The organism is Klebsiella sp. A-Nf5, assembly GCF_002810545.1.
In the GTDB taxonomy this organism is placed as follows: domain Bacteria; phylum Pseudomonadota; class Gammaproteobacteria; order Enterobacterales; family Enterobacteriaceae; genus Klebsiella; species Klebsiella variicola.
On record NZ_PIOG01000254.1, the window covers coordinates 21,798 to 37,647 of the forward strand.

Below are 15,850 nucleotides of genomic sequence, written 5' to 3' on the forward strand. Positions count from 1 at the left end.
AGTGTATCCTACGGCTAATGAGAAAATTATCATTTCCCGGAGGGTGCCATGTCGACTCCAGACGCGCAGGATAAAAAAGTTCCACAATTCTCGTCATTCACCATGCGGCCAGCGACTGCGCCGGCGGAGAGCTGCTGCACAGACCACGCCTGCACCACAGAATCCGCCCCTGCCGCCGAAGCACTCAGCGACGCCCGCTATAGCTGGCAGGTTGATGGCATGGACTGCGCCGCCTGCGCCCGCAAGGTGGAAACCGCGGTTCGTCAGGTGCCCGGCGTCAGTCAGGTTCAGGTGCTGTTCGCCACAGAAAAGCTGCTGGTTAACGCCGAGGGCGATATCCGCGCTCAGGTTGAGAACGCGGTCCGCCAGGCGGGCTATACGCTGCGCGATGCCGATGCTCCCGCAGCAGAGAAAACCCGAGAGTCGCTGCTGCGCGACAATCTGCCGTTACTGACGCTGGTTATCATGATGACCCTGAGCTGGGGGCTGGAGCAGGCCAACCACCCCGCCGGTCAGTTGGCCTTTGTTGCTACCACCCTGGTCGGCCTGTGGCCGGTTGCTCGCCAGGCGCTGCGCCTGATCAAGAGCGGGAGCTGGTTCGCGATTGAAACGCTGATGAGCGTCGCCGCCATCGGGGCGCTGTTTATCGGCGCCACTGCGGAAGCGGCGATGGTGCTGTTGCTGTTCCTGATCGGCGAGCGTCTCGAAGGCTGGGCCTCCAGCCGCGCACGGCAGGGGGTGAGCGCGCTGATGGCGCTGAAGCCCGACACCGCCATCCGTCTGCGCAACGGCGTGCGGGAAACCGTCGCCCAGCGCGACCTGCGTCCCGGAGATGTGATTGAAGTGGCCGCCGGCGGGCGTCTGCCGGCGGATGGCCAGCTGCTGTCGCCGTTTGCCAGCTTTGATGAAAGCGCCTTGACCGGCGAGTCGGTGCCAGTGGAGCGTCAGGCCGGGGAACGGGTCGCGGCGGGCGCCACCAGCGTCGATCGCCTGGTGCAGCTTACTGTGATATCCGAACCGGGCGACAGCGCCATCGACCGCATCCTGAAGTTGATTGAAGAGGCAGAGGAGCGTCGGGCGCCGATCGAGCGCTTCATCGACCGCTTCAGCCGGATCTACACCCCGGCCATTATGGTCGTAGCCTTGTTGGTCGCCATTGTCCCGCCGCTGTTCTTTGCCAGCGCCTGGCTGCCGTGGATTTATAAAGGACTGACGCTGCTGCTGATCGGCTGTCCGTGCGCGCTGGTCATCTCCACACCGGCGGCCATCACCTCCGGCCTGGCGGTCGCCGCCCGACGCGGAGCGCTAATCAAAGGCGGTGCGGCGCTGGAACAACTGGGCCAGGTGCGGCAGGTGGCGTTCGATAAAACCGGCACCCTGACCGTCGGCCAGCCGCAGGTGACTTCGGTTGTCGCCACAGCTGAGGTTGACGACAACGCGCTGCTGGCGCTGGCGGCGGCGGTGGAGCAAGGCTCCAGCCACCCACTGGCGCAGGCCATCGTCCGTGAAGCACAGCGGCGTCAGCTGAGTATTCCGCTTGCCAGCGGCCAGCGGGCGCTGGCGGGCTCTGGTATCGAAGCCGAGGTGAACGGCAGCCGCATCTTGATCTGCGCCGCCAGCAAAGCCTCCCCGGCAGAGCATGAGGCGCAGATCCAGCAGCTGGAGAGCGCCGGGCAAACGGTGGTGCTGGTGATGCGCGGCGAGACGCTGCTCGGCATCCTGGCGCTGCGCGACACTCTGCGCGATGACGCGCGTCAGGCGGTGGATGCCTTACACCAGTTGGGGGTGCAGGGGGTGATCCTCACCGGAGATAACCCGCGCGCCGCGGCGGCCATCGCCAGCGAACTGGGGCTGGAATTCCGCGCGGGTCTGCTGCCGGAGGACAAAGTGAAAGCCGTCATGACGCTGAATGCCGATGCGCCGCTGGCGATGGTCGGGGACGGCATCAACGACGCTCCGGCGATGAAAGCAGCCACCATCGGCATCGCCATGGGCAGCGGCACCGACGTGGCACTGGAAACCGCCGACGCCGCGCTGACCCATAATCGTCTGACCGGCCTGGCGCAGATGATTTCCCTGGCGCGCGCCACCCATGCCAATATTCGCCAGAACATCGCGATTGCCTTAGGGCTGAAGGGGATTTTCCTCGTCACCACCCTGCTCGGCCTGACCGGCCTGTGGCTGGCGGTGCTGGCGGATACCGGCGCCACCGTGCTGGTAACGGCTAACGCGGTGCGGTTATTGCGTAAGAAGTTGTAGCATAGATACCGACTTCCCTGCTCGCGCTACGCTTAGCAGGGCTACGGTTCCGGACCGTGGGTAGCCCGGATAAGGCGCAACGCGCCGCCATCCGGGATATTCCCTGCTCGCGCTACGCTTAGCAGGGCTACGGTTCCGGACCGTCGGGTAGCCCGGATAAGACGCAACGCGCCGCTATCCGGGAAAAGCTCAGTGGCTTTTGCGGATCAGATAGCGGTACGGCAGGGCTTCGGTTTCCTGGGCCACCAGCTCATGCTCCATAAAGCGGCAGAATCCCGGGATATCGCGGGTGGTGGCCGGATCGTCAGCAATAATCAGCAGCGTCTCGCCGACCGGCATCGTCCGCACGGTTTTACGCACCATCATGACCGGCTCCGGGCAGCGGAGCCCCAGGGCATCCAGGGTGTGGTCAGGAGTGGAGAAAAGTTCGCTCATTTTAGTCTCACGTCAACAAAACGGCCCTAGTTTACCCCCAGTTCGCCAGTACGCAAGCCAGGTTAACGTTTGCGCGAAAAACAACCATTGCATTACGCCGGTAACGCAGTATCATGCAGCCGTTTTTATTGGGTTCCCTCACCCCAACGTTCCGCTGCCGATTGCTCCTTAACCTGAAGCATGACGGGCATAAAAAGGTCACAATATGAATCCGTTTACTACCGTACAGCGCAAAAAAGCGCTCGTCTGGCTTTCGCTATTTCATCTGCTGGTGATCACCTCCAGCAACTATCTGGTTCAGCTGCCGATCTCCATTTTTGGTTTCCATACCACCTGGGGCGCGTTTAGTTTTCCGTTTATCTTCCTCGCCACCGATCTGACGGTACGCATTTTTGGCGCACCGCTGGCGCGACGCATCATTTTCGCGGTGATGGTCCCGGCGCTGGTCATTTCCTACGGTGTTTCCGCCCTGTTTTACATGGGCGAGTGGCAGGGCTTTGCCGCGTTGGGCACTTTTAATCTCTTCGTCGCGCGTATCGCCATCGCCAGCTTTATGGCCTATGCGCTAGGGCAGATCCTCGACGTCCACGTCTTTAACCGCCTGCGGCAGAGCCGCCACTGGTGGCTGGCCCCCACCGCCTCAACGCTGTTCGGCAACATTAGCGATACCGTCGCATTCTTCTTTATCGCTTTCTGGCGCAGCCCGGACCCATTTATGGCCGCCCACTGGGGGGAAATCGCCCTCGTCGACTACAGCTTTAAAGTGCTTATCAGCATCATTTTCTTCCTGCCGATGTACGGCGTGTTGTTAAATATGCTGTTGAAAAGACTGGCGGATAAATCTGATTTGTCGGCATTGCAGCCGAGTTAAAGGTACTCGCGGGCTGATGTGTTAAGATAGCCGGATGAGCCATTAGTGGCCGTTTATCGAAAGGAAGATGTCAATGCGCAATTTGGTTAAATATGTCGGTATTGGCCTGCTGGTGATGGGGCTTGCCGCCTGCGATAACAGCGATTCAAAAGCGCCAACCGTTGGCGCAGCAGCGGAGAGCAATGCCAGCGGCCAGGCAATCAGCCTGCTGGATGGCAAGCTGAGCTTCACCCTGCCTGCGGGCATGGCCGACCAGAGCGGCAAACTGGGTACCCAGGCGAACAACATGCACGTCTACTCTGACGCTACCGGCCAGAAAGCGGTCATCGTCATCGTCGGCGACAGCACCAATGAAGATCTGGCGGTGCTGGCGAAACGTCTGGAAGATCAGCAGCGTAGCCGCGACCCGCAGCTACAGGTGGTGAGCAATAAATCGCTGGAGATTAAAGGCCATACCCTGCAGCAGCTGGACAGCATCATCTCCGCCAAGGGGCAGACCGCGTGGTCTTCCGTACTGCTTGGCAAAGTGGATGACAAACTGCTGACCCTGCAGGTGACCCTGCCGGCGGATAACCAGCAGCAGGCACAGACCGAAGCAGAAAGCATCATCAACACCCTCACCATTCAGTAATTACTGGCCTGGTGCGATGGCCTCCGGTTCGCTAACCGGGGGCCGTTTTTTTAGCCGCCAGCCCAACAGCAGCGCCGCCATCACCAGCCCCGCCGCGGCGAGATAAATCATCGAGATCCCGGTCCACGCCATCAGCAATCCGGCCAGCGGCCCGGTAACGCCCAACGACAAATCCATAAACACGGTATAGGTCGCCAGCGCCGACCCCTGATTGTGCTGCGGCACCGCTTTGACTGCCACCACCCCCAGCGCCGGGAAGACCAGCGAGAACCCCGCCCCGGTAAGGAAGGTACCGATCTTCGCCAACAGCGGCGTATCGGCAATGCCGACCAGCAACAGTCCGATAATCTCCACGCTAAAGCAGAGCATCGCCACGTTCAGTCCACCGAGGCGATGAATGCCGTTAGGAAACAGCAGCCGCGTGCCAACGAACGCGCAGCTGAATAACGTCAGAGCGAAAGCCGCGCCGTCCCAGCCTTTAGCGTCATAAAACAGCGTGATAAAGGTGGCGATCACCCCGAAGCCGGCGGAGGCCAGCGCCAGCGCCATGCCGTAGGGCCAGACCCGGCCAAGCACCGCGCGAAACGACATCGCTTTACCTTTAGCTGCCTTCACCGCCGCGCGGGGCAGCGCACAGAGGATCGCCACCAGCGCCACCGCCATAATGACCACCGCCAGGCCGCTGAGGCCAATATGCGAATAGCACAGCACGCCGAGCGGCGCGCCCATCGCCATCGCCCCGTAGGTCACAATCCCGTTCCACGAAATCACCCGGCCGATATGCAGCGAACCGACCACGCCGACGCCCCACAGCGTCGACCCGGTGCCGGCAAAGCTCTGACCGATTCCAAGGATCACCCGCCCGAGGCATAACAACAGCAGGCTAATCAGTGGCCAGCCGCTGCTGCAGGCCGCCAGCAGATAGCTCAGACCGCTCAAAAAACAGCCGCAGAGACCGAAGACAACAATCTTTTTGGGCCCCAGCAGGTCGGCGTAGCGCCCGGCGTGCGGGCGGCTGAGCAGCGTGGCGAAATATTGCAGACTAATCACCAGCCCGGCCCAGAAAGCGCTAAAGCCCATGACATCATGAACATAGCCGGGCAGCACCGCCAGCGGCAGGCCGATGGTGAGATAGCTGGCAAAGTTAAAGATTACGACAGAGACAATCCGCAGATTGAGGCGCAGTCCATTGAGCGCCGGTTCGGCGACGGGTTCGGGCATCAGGTTCCACCAGATTTCGACAACCAGCTTTCACTATTACCACGCTGTCGGCGGAAAAGCAGCCCTCCTTTCGGAATATTGGCAGTCGGCGAACCGCTACACTTAACTGGCGCGACTCATAAAAGGAATCCCTATGTCCTCTCCGCAGGCTGATAAAGCCGGGCTCCATATTTTACTTAAGCTGGCAGCGCTGGTGATTATCCTCGCCGGGATCCACGCCGCCGCCGATATTCTGGTGCAGCTGCTGCTGGCTCTGTTTTTCGCTATTGTTCTCAACCCGCTGGTCAGCTGGTTCATTCGCCGCGGGGTGCGCCGTCCATTCGCCATTACCCTGGTAGTGACAGCGATGCTGGTGATGCTCACCGCGCTGCTTGGCGTACTGGCGGCGTCGCTCAATGACTTCGTCGCCATGCTGCCCGATTTCAACCGAGCAATGACACGCAAGATCCTCCAGCTCCAGGAGTATCTCCCCTTCCTTAACCTGCATATCAATCCGGAGCGCATGCTGCGGCGCATGGATTCAGAACGGCTGATGACCTGGGCCACGACGCTAATGACCCAGCTTTCCGGGGCGATGGCCAGCATCGTGCTGCTGGTGATGACGGTGATCTTTATGCTGTTTGAGGTTCGCCACCTGCCCTACAAACTGCGTTTTGCCCTCAATAACCCTCGCCTGCACATCGCAGGATTGCACCGGGCGCTGAAAGGCGTCACCCATTATCTGGCGCTGAAGACGCTGATTAGCCTGTGGACCGGGCTGATTGTCTGGCTGGGGCTGCTGGCGATGGGGGTACAGTTCGCCCTGATGTGGGGGGTGCTGGCGTTTCTGCTGAACTATGTGCCGAACATTGGCTCCGCCATCTCCGCTATCCCCCCCATGCTGCAAGCGCTGCTGTTTAGCGGCATTTATGAGTGCCTGTTGGTCGGGGCGCTGTTTCTGGTGGTGCATATGGTGCTGGGCAACATGGTGGAGCCGCGCATGATGGGCCATCGGCTGGGGATGTCGACCCTGGTGGTGTTCCTGTCGTTGCTGGTCTGGGGCTGGCTGCTGGGGCCGGTGGGGATGCTGCTCTCGGTGCCGTTAACCAGCGTCTGTAAAATCTGGATGGAGACCACCGTCGGGGGCAGCAAGCTGGCGCTCCTGCTCGGCCCGGGGCGTCCCAAAAGCCGGCTCCCCGGCTAGCGGCGTTTGACCGGCCAGAAGATCGTTAATACGCCGGCGACGATGATTGCCACGCCCAGCAGCGATTGCCAGTAGAACGGCTCATGCCAGCCGGGCAGCCAGATGGCGGCGGCCCACACGAGGATATAGCTCAGGCTCAGCAGCGCATACGCTTTCGACAGCGGCAGGCGATGCAGGGCAAAGTACCAGCAGACCATCGACAGCAGGTAGCCCAGCAGGCCGAAAAACAGGCCGAAGGTACCTGGCTGAAAATGCAGCAGATGTTGGATAAATACCAGAATATCGGTCAGCGGCGGCAGGGCCACCATGGCGCTGCGCAGCAGGAGCTGCGCGGCGCTGACGAGGCCGACACTGAATAATGCCCAGAGAAAGCCCATCAGACGCTGGTCCCCAGAATGACGATGCCCACGACGATCAACCCGACGCCAAACCAGTGACGACGGGCGACCGGCTCATGCCAGATACCCCAGCCCGCCAGGGTAACCCAAACGAAGTTCAGGCTCAGCATTGGGTAGGCGATGCTGACCGGAATAGACTGCAGGACGCTCAGCCACAGCAGCATGCCGCAGCCCAGGCATAACAGCGCCATCCCCAGCCAGAAGAGTATATGGCGACTCCGCCGTCCGCGACGGGACGGGCGGGTCGCCTGTTTCTGGCAGAGTTGTCCGGCGCAGCTCAGCAGGCTGGCGAACACCAGACAGATCCAGACACTCATTGCGGCAGGTACTGAAGGAAGACCACCCGACCCAGCTCGTAGGCGTTATCCGGTTTCGGTAACGGTAAGTCGACCATACTCTCTCCTTTATCCATCAACAGCACCAGCGAGACCGGCCCCTGCTGACGATGCGTGGCCAACCAGTCAGTGAACCCGGCCTGGCTGACAAAGCTTCCCTGAGCGTCCGGCCAGTCGAGACCGTACTTCAGCTCACCCTGTTTGTCGAACATAATAATATCGCTGCGCTTCAGCTCCCAGGCCAGGCCACCGGCGATCCCAACGTTGTTGGTCAGGACGTAACGGCTGGGCTGCAGGGACTCGCTCACAATATCCACGAGGAACTGCGGCTGTTTGCTGTCGATAACCCGGTCCGGGATAGCGAAGCCCACCAGCAGCGCCAGGCCGAGCGGACAGAGCGCGGCGAGGCTCCAGCGGCGGCCAGGGTTTTTCATCGCCAGCCAGCCCATCAGCGCCCAGACGGCGAAGGCGATCGCCGCCAGCAGACATTTATACAGCTCAATCTTGCTCCACACCGGCTTGTGCATCACGCCCCAGGGAGAGACTACCAGCACGGCGACCAGCCCCAGCAGGCCAAATCCCAGGTTGATCATACCGTTGATGCGCAGCGCTTTCGCGCCGGTTTTCGCCGCCTCCAGCGCGTAGCGGGCCATCAGAATCGACAGCGGCACAAAGCACGGCAAGATATAGGTCGGCAGTTTGCCTTTGGCGATACTGAAGAACAGGAACGGCATTGCCACCCAGCCCAGCAGGTATAGCGCCCCTCGCGCCTCATCGCGCTCGCGCCAGCCGCGCTTCAGCGCCCCCGGCAGCAAGGCCAGCCACGGCAGGCTGCCGGCAATCAGGAACGGGATGTAGTACCAGAACGGCGCTTTGTGCTGGGCATCTTTTTCGGCAAAACGCTGAATATGCTCGACCCAGAAGAAGTAGCGCCAGAAGTCCGGCTCACGCTGGGCGATAGCCAGCCCCCAGGGCAGCACCACCAGCGTACAAACGACCACCGCCAGCCAACCGTAGGTCAGCACTTCACGCCAGCGTTTACGGGCGATCACCCACGGCAGAACGCCCACCACCGGCACCGCCAGCGCAAGGAAGCCCTTGGTCATCACCCCCATACCGCAGGCGACGCCCAGCAGCACGTAGCCCAGTATTTTGCCGTTGCGGGTCTGCGCCTGCGTCGCGCCCCAGAAGCTGCACATCGCCAGCGCCAGCCACAGGGTGATCATCGGGTCCAGCACCGCATAGGTGCCGATGCCGTAGACCAGCAGGGCGGTAAGGAAGATAACCGGCGACAGGACGGCTACCCGCTTATCGCGAAAGATCCGCCACGCCAGCCAGGCCACCAGCACAGCGGTCATGGTGATGGCGAAGACCGACCCAAAGCGTACGCCGAAGTTATTATGGCCAAACAGCCACTGACCGATACTGTTGATCCAGTAACCGGCAATCGGCTTTTCGAAGTAGCGCAATCCGAGAAAATGCGGCACCACCCAGTCACCGGTGGCCAGCATTTCACGACTGATCTCCGCGTAGCGGGTTTCATCGGGTTGCCAGAGCAAACGGAAATTGAGCGGCAGCAGGTAATACAGCGCAAACAGCGCAATCAGAGAGACGCCATAGCGAATGCTTTTCATCAAACACCCGAAGTCAGTAATTGTTCACGTCCGAGCCAGCCTTCCCGGCCAGCCAGTTCACCCCGAACCACTTTGCCAGACGGCAGCTCGCTAAAGTCAGCGGGCAGCAGCTGGCTCAGTGGGCAAAACTGAATTTCTTCTTCCGCCGCCATGGTCAGCAGTTCATCGAACTGATCGGCGTAGGCAATACCTTCCACTTCGGCGTGAATGGTATAGACCGGCACGCCCGTGTCGCGATGGATGCAATCCAGCAGGTAGCGGTTAAAGCCAGCGATATCGACCGCCGTGCCCACCGCCTCGTCCCAGGTCGGCAGCGTGACTGGGATCTGCACCGTACCGGACGTGCCGCTACCGAGCTGGGGCAGAAACGGCCGCGTGCCGCGACAGTCGCTGTTGTAGAGAAAATCGAAGGATTCTTTGGCTTTGACTACCCGCTGATCGGCGCGCCAGCCGGCGACAGCCGAGCAGGTGACCGGACGGCCGATAATGCGCTCGAGCTCCAGCAGACCGCGCTCAACCTCCAGCGTTAACCGCTCGGGCGGCCAGACGCCGCTCCACGCCTGCCAGCTGTAATGATCCCAGGCATGCAGCCCGACTTCATGAGACTCGGCGGTCGCGCGGATCACCGCTTCGTTACCCGCGCCGATGCGGCGTCCCGGCCAGGCGGTGCCGGCCAGCAGAATATCCCAGCCGTACAGCGAAGCCGCTCTGGAACGCAGCATCTTCCACAGAAACTTCGGTTTTATCAGGCGCCACAGATGGCGCCCCATATTGTCCGGCCCGACGCTGAAGAAGAAGCTTGCCTGAATCCCGTGCTGGCCCAGCAGGTCCAGCAGCCGCGGAACGCCGTCCCGCGTTCCGCGAAAGGTATCGACATCTATGCGTAAGCCGACCTGTTTCATGGATTTTTATCGTCCACCAGTTCAACCGTGCGCAGGAAGAAGTCCAGCGTATGCTCAACGGTCTCTTCCATCTCGACGGTCGGTTCCCAGTTCAGGCAGCGTTTGGCGTTGCGAATGCTCGGCTTACGATGCTCAACGTCCTGGTAGCCCTTCCCGTAGTAATCGCTGCTTTCCACTTCACGGAAGCCGGCAAACGGCGGGAAGCGATCGCGCAGCGGATGGCGTTCGAAGCAGGCGAGCAGCATTTCGGCCAGCTCTTTGATACTCGCTTCGTTTTCCGGGTTACCGATGTTGATGATCTGCCCGTCGCAGCGGCCGTCTTTGTTCTCGATGATGCGGAACAACGCTTCGATACCATCGCTGATATCGGTAAAGCAGCGCTTCTGCTTGCCGCCTTCGATGAGCTTGATCGGCGACCCTTCCACCAGGTTGAGGATCAGCTGGGTGATGGCGCGGGAACTACCGATACGCGCGGCGTTGAGGTTATCCAGGCGCGGCCCCATCCAGTTGAACGGACGGAACAGGGTGAACTTGAGATCGTACTTATCGCCGTAGGCCCAGATCACGCGATCCAGCAGCTGCTTGGAAACCGAGTAGATCCAGCGCTGTTTGTTGATCGGCCCGACCACCAGGTTGGAGGTATCTTCGTCGAAGTTTTTGTCGGTGCACATGCCGTACACTTCAGAGGTCGACGGGAAGATGATGCGCTTATTGTATTTCACGCAGTCGCGGATGATCTTCAGGTTCTCTTCGAAATCCAGCTCGAACACGCGCAGCGGGTTACGGGTGTATTCGATCGGGGTCGCGATGGCCACCAGCGGCAGCACCACGTCGCATTTCTTAATGTGATATTCGATCCACTCGGAGTGAATGCTGATATCGCCTTCCACGAAGTGGAAACGTGGGCTCTCAAGGAAACGGCTGATGGCGTCGGAGCCGATATCCAGGCCGTAAATTTCATAGTTGTCGTCCTGCAGCAGGCGCTCGGTCAAATGGTTACCGATAAAGCCATTGACGCCGAGGATCAGCACGCGGGTGCGACGCTTAATCGCCACCACCGGTTTGCTGCTGATCACTGCCCCGGACACCAGGCCAAGCGCCTGCGCCAGCTGAGTGCCCTGCATGTACACACCGCGTTCGGTCTGGCCGGTGACAATTTCCAGCGCCCCGTCCTGACACGCCACGATCAGCGGCGCAACGGAGATAACGGTGCCCGGTTTGGCTGCCGGCAGATCGCGGCGTACACGGGATTTCCAGACAATAAATTTGTTTGCGCCGGCGTAGCCGAACGCGCCCGGCCACGGGTCAGAGACGGCACGCACCAGATTGTGCAGCGTCTGCGCCGGCTGCTCCCAGTCGAGGCGGCCATCTTCCGGGGTACGACGCCCCACGTAGGTCGCCTGGCTGTGATCCTGCGGGCGCTCTGTAGTTTTTCCTTCAAGGATAGCCGGCAGCGCCTGGCCCAGCAGTTCAGTGGCAGCGGTGCACAGCTTACGATGCAGCGCCAGGGCGGCGTCATCCGGGCCAATCGCCACGGTTTGCTGGGCGACGATATCGCCGGCATCCGCGCGGTTCACCATGCGGTGCAGGGTCACGCCGGTTTCGCTTTCGCCATTGACCAGCACCCAGTTCAGCGGCGCACGGCCACGATATTTCGGCAGCAGCGAACCGTGCAGGTTAAATGCCCCTTTCGGCGCCAGATTGAGGATCTCATCGCCCAACAGGTTGCGGTAGTAGAACGAGAACAGCACGTCCGGCTTCATCTCGCGGATACGCTCAATCCACAGCGGATGGTTCACGTCTTCCGGCGCCCACACCGGAATGCCCTGCTCGGCGGCAAGGCGCGCCACGGAGCCAAAGAAATGGTTTTCGCCAGGGTTATCCGGGTGGGTGAAAATAGCAGCGATATCATACCCAGCGTCCAGCAGGGACTGGATACCTGTGCAACCCATATCGTGATAAGCGAAGACTACGGCTTTCATGAACGATCTTCCTCTTTAGATGCCGTTTCCGGCTGGCGAACAACACGTTGAATAAAGTAGCGGGGACGAGCGCGAACGTCGTTATAGATGCGTCCGATATACTCGCCGAGCAGGCCCATACCGATAAACTGGGCGCCGATGAACATAAACAGCACGGCGAAGAGCATAAACACCCCTTCCGCCGCCCACTGCGGGCCAAAGGCCAGACGCAGTACTACCAGCATCAGGCCGAAGGCGAAGCCCAGCAGGGCAATCACGCTGCCGAAAATACTGAGCAGACGCAGCGGTGTGGTGGTCAGACAGGTCACCAGGTCGTACATCAGGTTAATCAGGCGCATAAAGCTGTATTTGGAGTCGCCGAATTCGCGCTCGGCGTGCATCACCGGGATCTCGACCGCGCGCCGGGCGAAGGTATTCGCCAGGATCGGGATAAAGGTGCTGCGCTCGTGGCAGTTGAGCATCGCGTCGATAATGTGGCGGCGGTAAGCGCGCAGCATGCAGCCGTAGTCGCCCATCGCTTTGCCGGTGGTGCGCTGGATCAGGCGGTTAATCATCTTCGAGGCGCTTTTGCGGAAGATGCTGTCCTGACGGTTCTGGCGGACGGTGCCCACCACGTCGTAGCCTTCATCAGCCTTCTCTACCAACCGCGGAATTTCCTCCGGCGGGTTTTGCAGATCGGCATCAAGGGTAATAATCAGATCGCCCGTCACATGGCTGAAGCCGGCCATGATCGCCGAGTGCTGGCCGTAGTTACGGTTTAACAGTACAGCGACGACGTGACTGCCTTCCGCCTCAGCGGCTTCGGTCAGCATGCGCGCGGAATCGTCGCTGCTGCCATCGTCGATCAGCAGAATTTCATATTGCCGCCCCAGCGTGGCGCAAGCAGTATCCGTACGACGAAGCAGTTCCGGCAGGCTATCCTGTTCGTTATAAACCGGGATAACCACCGAAACCTTCTTCACGGGAGGGTATGTAAGCATATCAACGTCCTGACAGCTGGCGCAGTGCGGAAATAACGCGAGTGACATCGTCATCGGTCATGTCCGGGAACAACGGGAGAGAACAGATGCGGGCGCTGTTCCATTCGGTATTCGGCAGGGAAACCTCAGGGAAGCGCTCGCGGTAATATTTTTGCGTATGAGCCGCACGGAAATGCAGACCCGTACCGATACCCATCGCCTTCAGTTTTTCCATCAGCGCGTCGCGGCTGATGCCGCATGCGGCCTCATCGACGCGGATGATAAACAAGTGCCAGGCGTGCTGGTGATCCCATGCCGGGACGGTCAGCGGTTTAAACGGCGTGTCCGCCAGCTCGCGCAGGTAGCGCTGGGCAATCTCCGTCCGGCGCTGATTGGCGTGGCTCAGTTTTTCCAGCTGGACCAGCGCCAGAGCGGCGTTGATATCGGCAAGGTTGTACTTAAAGCCCGGGGTGATCACCTCCGCCTGCGGCGCGCGGCCGTGGGTCTGACGATCATAAGCGTCCACGCCCAGACCATGGAATTTCAGACTGCGGATGCGGGAAGCCAGCTCGTCGTCGTCGGTGACAATCAGCCCGCCTTCGGCGCAGGTCATGTTTTTGATCGCGTGGAACGAGAAAATGGCGGTCCCCTGCCAGCCAATGTGGCGGCCTTTATAATGGGTACCCGCCGCATGGGCGGCATCTTCGATCACCGGAACGCCATGGCGCTCGCCCACCGCGCGAATGGCGTCGATGTCGGCTGGCGCGCCCGCATAGTGCACAGGAATTATCGCTTTGGTACGCGAGGTGATCGCCGCTTCCACCGCCTGCGGGGTAATCATCAGATTGTCGTTATCGACATCGATCATCACCGGCGTGGCGCCCAGCAGGCAGATCATATTGAGAGTAGAGACCCAGGTCTGGGAAGGGGTAATGACTTCATCGCCGGGGCCAATACCCAGCGCCATCAGGGTCACATGCATCCCGCCGGTCGCTGAACTGACGGCAATCGCGTGGCGGTTGCCGGTCAGCTGGCAGAATGCCGCTTCGAGTGCCTGATTCTTCGGTCCGGTGGTGATCCAGCCCGACGCTAAAACTTCACGCAGCGCAGCCAGCTCTGCGTCGCCCATCGACGGGCGCGAAAACGGCAAAAAATCGCTCATCATCATCCTGTTCTGTAGATGACCCACGCACAAATCAGGGTCGTTAGAATAAAATATCCTGCGCCTGCGGACTTAAACGAAATTAAAATGAAGTGAGTTCAGCGCGGCATTCCATTTCAGGGTATTTCGACCACTATTAATGTAGTCGACCTTGCTTAGGATAATATTAAGAAATTAATATTTTCCCAACACAAGTAATAACTCATTATTAAACAGTATGATAGGATTTTTTTATGGCAGGGGTATGACAGAAAAGCGTTCCTGTTAGCGGGGACAAACAGGAACGCAATAGCAGAAAGTAAACGGAGATTAAACCAATACACAATACTTTAATTAGCGATCGTCACGCTTAATGACAAAAAGTTAGCGCAGATCACAAATTTATTTCTGCTGTATTACAAATTTGCAGGGAAATCAGCTGGCAATTCACTTGCCGGGCAATTAATAACCTCGTCATTATCGGCACCACAGTCGCGAATGAAGGTGATGGTGGCGAACTCGTCAATCACTTCCGTCGGGTAGGCCGGGCCGGCATCACGGTACGAATTCATCAGCGGAATATGGTCGTTCTGGAAGCAGACGGTTTTTTCCGGGTTATTCATGATCCAGCGCGGGAAGAAAATGGTGCCGTGGAACAGTTTGTCGCCCAGGTTGACGATCAGGCTGACGTCGGTGCCGGTCGGTTCGGTCCAGGAGATTTTGTAGATACTTTCCCCCACCCGCACAATGTACGCTTCCTGATCTTTCACCCAGCGATTGCCGACGATGCCGCTGTGAATACGGTAGTCGAGGGTGTGGCCATTTTTGACGTAAATCTCGTAGTTCCAGCCGTTGTCGTAGGTGTAGACCAGATGTTTACCGATAAAGCCGCTGAGGTCATGTTTGTCGAAAGTGCTCATCATTTATTCTCCTCTGTTTCGTTGAGGACAGCATACGTCTTTAAAAAATGAATGAATAACGTTATGTTTGGATTAAATACATCCAAATTTTAGATTGATTATGCACAAGACAACCCTGGAGCAGTGGGCGTTACTCGAAAAGGTAGTGGAATTGGGGAGCTTTGCCAGAGCGGCGGAGGAGACCAACCGCAGTCAGTCTTCGGTGAGCTATAATCTCGCGCTGCTGCAGGAGCGCTTAGGTGTGGCGCTACTGGCGCCGTCCGGCCGGCGGGCGGTACTCACCCCCGCGGGTGAACTACTGCTGAATCAGGTCAAACCGCTCCTGCAGGCCTTTGCCTACGTCGAGACGCACGCCGCCACTCTGCGCAACGGGGCGCGCACCCGCCTGGATCTGGTGGTCGACAGCATTTTCCCTCGCCAGCGACTGTTCGCCATTCTGCGCCAGTTTCAGCAGCGCTATCCGCAGACCCAGGTCAGACTCACCGAAGTGCTGGAAAACCTTGATGACGAGCGCGCGGCGCGGACGGAAGCCGATGTGATGGTGCTGACCCGCCGCCAGGATATTACCGGCCGCGGAGAGTGGCTGATGAATATTGATTTCATTGCCGTCGCCCACCGCGACCACCCTCTTGCCGCGCTCGATGGGCCGCTGGAGGATAGCGCGCTGGCGCCGTGGCCGCTGGTGCGCATTGCCGATCAGACCGGCGATGGCCAGGCGACGCGTGACGCCTGGACCTTCTCCACCATTGACGCCGCCATTGATGCGGTGATGTATCAGGTCGGGTTCGGCTGGCTGCCGGAGGAGCGCATTCGTTCCCATCTCGACCAGGGCGTGCTGAAGCGGCTGCCTCTCAGCCACGGCGCGCGCCGCGCGACGCCGCTGCATCTGATCGTCAAGCGGGACCTGGCGCCGATCGACGAACAGGTGGCCACGCTGCTGGGCTTATTCCGGGCGCCCTGAGAGGCGCAGGCGGCGTTT

At 59.9% G+C, this 15,850-nt stretch carries 15 protein-coding genes; 5 read left to right on the forward strand and 10 right to left on the reverse strand.

The genetic code is table 11. From position 1 onward, the window contains the following. The first annotated feature begins 48 nt into the window (after window positions 1–48). Complete coding sequence (gene zntA / locus CWM53_RS23515; protein WP_100729729.1) at window positions 49–2,259, forward strand: Zn(II)/Cd(II)/Pb(II) translocating P-type ATPase ZntA; 2,211 nt, start codon at window positions 49–51, stop codon at window positions 2,257–2,259. A gap of 189 nt (window positions 2,260–2,448) precedes the next feature. Here zntA and tusA read toward each other — a convergent pair whose 3' ends face one another. Then, entirely contained in the window at window positions 2,449–2,694 is a 246-nt protein-coding gene (gene tusA, locus CWM53_RS23520; RefSeq protein ID WP_002920858.1) for a sulfurtransferase TusA, read from the reverse strand. Window positions 2,695–2,899: 205 nt separating this feature from the next. Here tusA and CWM53_RS23525 point away from each other — a divergent pair, with 205 nt between their 5' ends. Then, the gene (locus CWM53_RS23525) at window positions 2,900–3,565 is read left to right on the forward strand and encodes a 7-cyano-7-deazaguanine/7-aminomethyl-7-deazaguanine transporter (protein ID WP_025710747.1); all 666 of its coding nucleotides are present in this window, start codon (window positions 2,900–2,902) and stop codon (window positions 3,563–3,565) included. A 73-nt stretch (window positions 3,566–3,638) separates the two neighbouring features. Next, complete coding sequence (locus CWM53_RS23530; RefSeq protein ID WP_025710746.1) at window positions 3,639–4,196, forward strand: DcrB family lipoprotein; 558 nt, start codon at window positions 3,639–3,641, stop codon at window positions 4,194–4,196. Here the strand turns inward: CWM53_RS23530 and CWM53_RS23535 are convergent, their stop codons facing one another. Further along, window positions 4,197–5,417 (reverse strand): MFS transporter, encoded by a 1,221-nt coding sequence (locus CWM53_RS23535; protein ID WP_100631019.1) that lies wholly within the window; start codon window positions 5,415–5,417, stop codon window positions 4,197–4,199. Between the two features lie 133 nt (window positions 5,418–5,550). Between CWM53_RS23535 and CWM53_RS23540 the strand changes: the two genes are divergently transcribed. Then, complete coding sequence (locus CWM53_RS23540) at window positions 5,551–6,600, forward strand: AI-2E family transporter (protein WP_100631018.1); 1,050 nt, start codon at window positions 5,551–5,553, stop codon at window positions 6,598–6,600. On the opposite strand, the gene arnF is transcribed toward CWM53_RS23540, so the two are convergent. The 8 genes from arnF to CWM53_RS23580 form a co-directional block, all read right to left on the reverse strand. Next, a complete protein-coding gene (arnF, locus tag CWM53_RS23545; protein WP_074387023.1) occupies window positions 6,597–6,977 on the reverse strand; it encodes a 4-amino-4-deoxy-L-arabinose-phosphoundecaprenol flippase subunit ArnF in 381 nt (126 codons plus the stop codon). The two genes, CWM53_RS23540 and arnF, sit on opposite strands and share 4 nt — an antisense overlap. Then, window positions 6,977–7,315 (reverse strand): 4-amino-4-deoxy-L-arabinose-phosphoundecaprenol flippase subunit ArnE, encoded by a 339-nt coding sequence (arnE, locus tag CWM53_RS23550; RefSeq protein WP_004202083.1) that lies wholly within the window; start codon window positions 7,313–7,315, stop codon window positions 6,977–6,979. The genes arnF and arnE overlap by 1 nt, the downstream gene beginning before the upstream one ends. Further along, window positions 7,312–8,967, reverse strand: a complete 1,656-nt coding sequence (gene arnT / locus CWM53_RS23555) for a lipid IV(A) 4-amino-4-deoxy-L-arabinosyltransferase (protein WP_100676309.1) — start codon at window positions 8,965–8,967, stop codon at window positions 7,312–7,314. Before arnT ends, arnE begins: the two co-directional genes overlap by 4 nt. After that, window positions 8,967–9,869: a 4-deoxy-4-formamido-L-arabinose-phosphoundecaprenol deformylase gene (arnD, locus tag CWM53_RS23560; RefSeq protein WP_074387021.1), complete on the reverse strand. Its 903-nt coding sequence runs from the start codon at window positions 9,867–9,869 to the stop codon at window positions 8,967–8,969. The genes arnT and arnD overlap by 1 nt, the downstream gene beginning before the upstream one ends. Further along, window positions 9,866–11,851 carry a bifunctional UDP-4-amino-4-deoxy-L-arabinose formyltransferase/UDP-glucuronic acid oxidase ArnA gene (gene arnA / locus CWM53_RS23565; protein ID WP_074387020.1) on the reverse strand — a complete coding sequence of 662 codons (1,986 nt, stop codon included), beginning with the start codon at window positions 11,849–11,851 and terminating at the stop codon, window positions 9,866–9,868. Before arnA ends, arnD begins: the two co-directional genes overlap by 4 nt. Beyond that, window positions 11,848–12,831, reverse strand: a complete 984-nt coding sequence (arnC, locus tag CWM53_RS23570; RefSeq protein ID WP_074387019.1) for an undecaprenyl-phosphate 4-deoxy-4-formamido-L-arabinose transferase — start codon at window positions 12,829–12,831, stop codon at window positions 11,848–11,850. Before arnC ends, arnA begins: the two co-directional genes overlap by 4 nt. A 1-nt stretch (window position 12,832) precedes the next feature. Then, window positions 12,833–13,972 carry a UDP-4-amino-4-deoxy-L-arabinose aminotransferase gene (gene arnB, locus CWM53_RS23575; protein ID WP_061153055.1) on the reverse strand — a complete coding sequence of 380 codons (1,140 nt, stop codon included), beginning with the start codon at window positions 13,970–13,972 and terminating at the stop codon, window positions 12,833–12,835. Between the two features lie 395 nt (window positions 13,973–14,367). After that, the gene (locus tag CWM53_RS23580; RefSeq protein WP_012540376.1) at window positions 14,368–14,874 is read right to left on the reverse strand and encodes a phenolic acid decarboxylase; all 507 of its coding nucleotides are present in this window, start codon (window positions 14,872–14,874) and stop codon (window positions 14,368–14,370) included. Between the two features lie 97 nt (window positions 14,875–14,971). Between CWM53_RS23580 and CWM53_RS23585 the strand changes: the two genes are divergently transcribed. Further along, the gene (locus CWM53_RS23585) at window positions 14,972–15,832 is read left to right on the forward strand and encodes a LysR family transcriptional regulator (RefSeq protein ID WP_061153054.1); all 861 of its coding nucleotides are present in this window, start codon (window positions 14,972–14,974) and stop codon (window positions 15,830–15,832) included. The last annotated feature ends 18 nt before the right edge of the window (window positions 15,833–15,850 follow it).

Excerpts from the sequence above, each read along its gene's own strand:
- tusA (WP_002920858.1), bottom strand. The coding sequence starts at position 2,694 with ATGAGCGAACTTTTCTCCACTCCTGACCACACCCTGGATGCCCTGGGG.
- CWM53_RS23530 (WP_025710746.1), top strand. The coding sequence starts at position 3,639 with ATGCGCAATTTGGTTAAATATGTCGGTATTGGCCTGCTGGTGATGGGG.
- zntA (WP_100729729.1), top strand. The coding sequence starts at position 49 with ATGTCGACTCCAGACGCGCAGGATAAAAAAGTTCCACAATTCTCGTCA.
- arnD (WP_074387021.1), bottom strand. The coding sequence starts at position 9,869 with ATGAAACAGGTCGGCTTACGCATAGATGTCGATACCTTTCGCGGAACG.
- CWM53_RS23580 (WP_012540376.1), bottom strand. The coding sequence starts at position 14,874 with ATGATGAGCACTTTCGACAAACATGACCTCAGCGGCTTTATCGGTAAA.
- arnE (WP_004202083.1), bottom strand. The coding sequence starts at position 7,315 with ATGAGTGTCTGGATCTGTCTGGTGTTCGCCAGCCTGCTGAGCTGCGCC.
- arnF (WP_074387023.1), bottom strand. The coding sequence starts at position 6,977 with ATGGGCTTTCTCTGGGCATTATTCAGTGTCGGCCTCGTCAGCGCCGCG.
- CWM53_RS23525 (WP_025710747.1), top strand. The coding sequence starts at position 2,900 with ATGAATCCGTTTACTACCGTACAGCGCAAAAAAGCGCTCGTCTGGCTT.
- arnC (WP_074387019.1), bottom strand. The coding sequence starts at position 12,831 with ATGCTTACATACCCTCCCGTGAAGAAGGTTTCGGTGGTTATCCCGGTT.
- CWM53_RS23535 (WP_100631019.1), bottom strand. The coding sequence starts at position 5,417 with ATGCCCGAACCCGTCGCCGAACCGGCGCTCAATGGACTGCGCCTCAAT.
- CWM53_RS23585 (WP_061153054.1), top strand. The coding sequence starts at position 14,972 with ATGCACAAGACAACCCTGGAGCAGTGGGCGTTACTCGAAAAGGTAGTG.
- CWM53_RS23540 (WP_100631018.1), top strand. The coding sequence starts at position 5,551 with ATGTCCTCTCCGCAGGCTGATAAAGCCGGGCTCCATATTTTACTTAAG.
- arnB (WP_061153055.1), bottom strand. The coding sequence starts at position 13,972 with ATGAGCGATTTTTTGCCGTTTTCGCGCCCGTCGATGGGCGACGCAGAG.
- arnT (WP_100676309.1), bottom strand. The coding sequence starts at position 8,967 with ATGAAAAGCATTCGCTATGGCGTCTCTCTGATTGCGCTGTTTGCGCTG.
- arnA (WP_074387020.1), bottom strand. The coding sequence starts at position 11,851 with ATGAAAGCCGTAGTCTTCGCTTATCACGATATGGGTTGCACAGGTATC.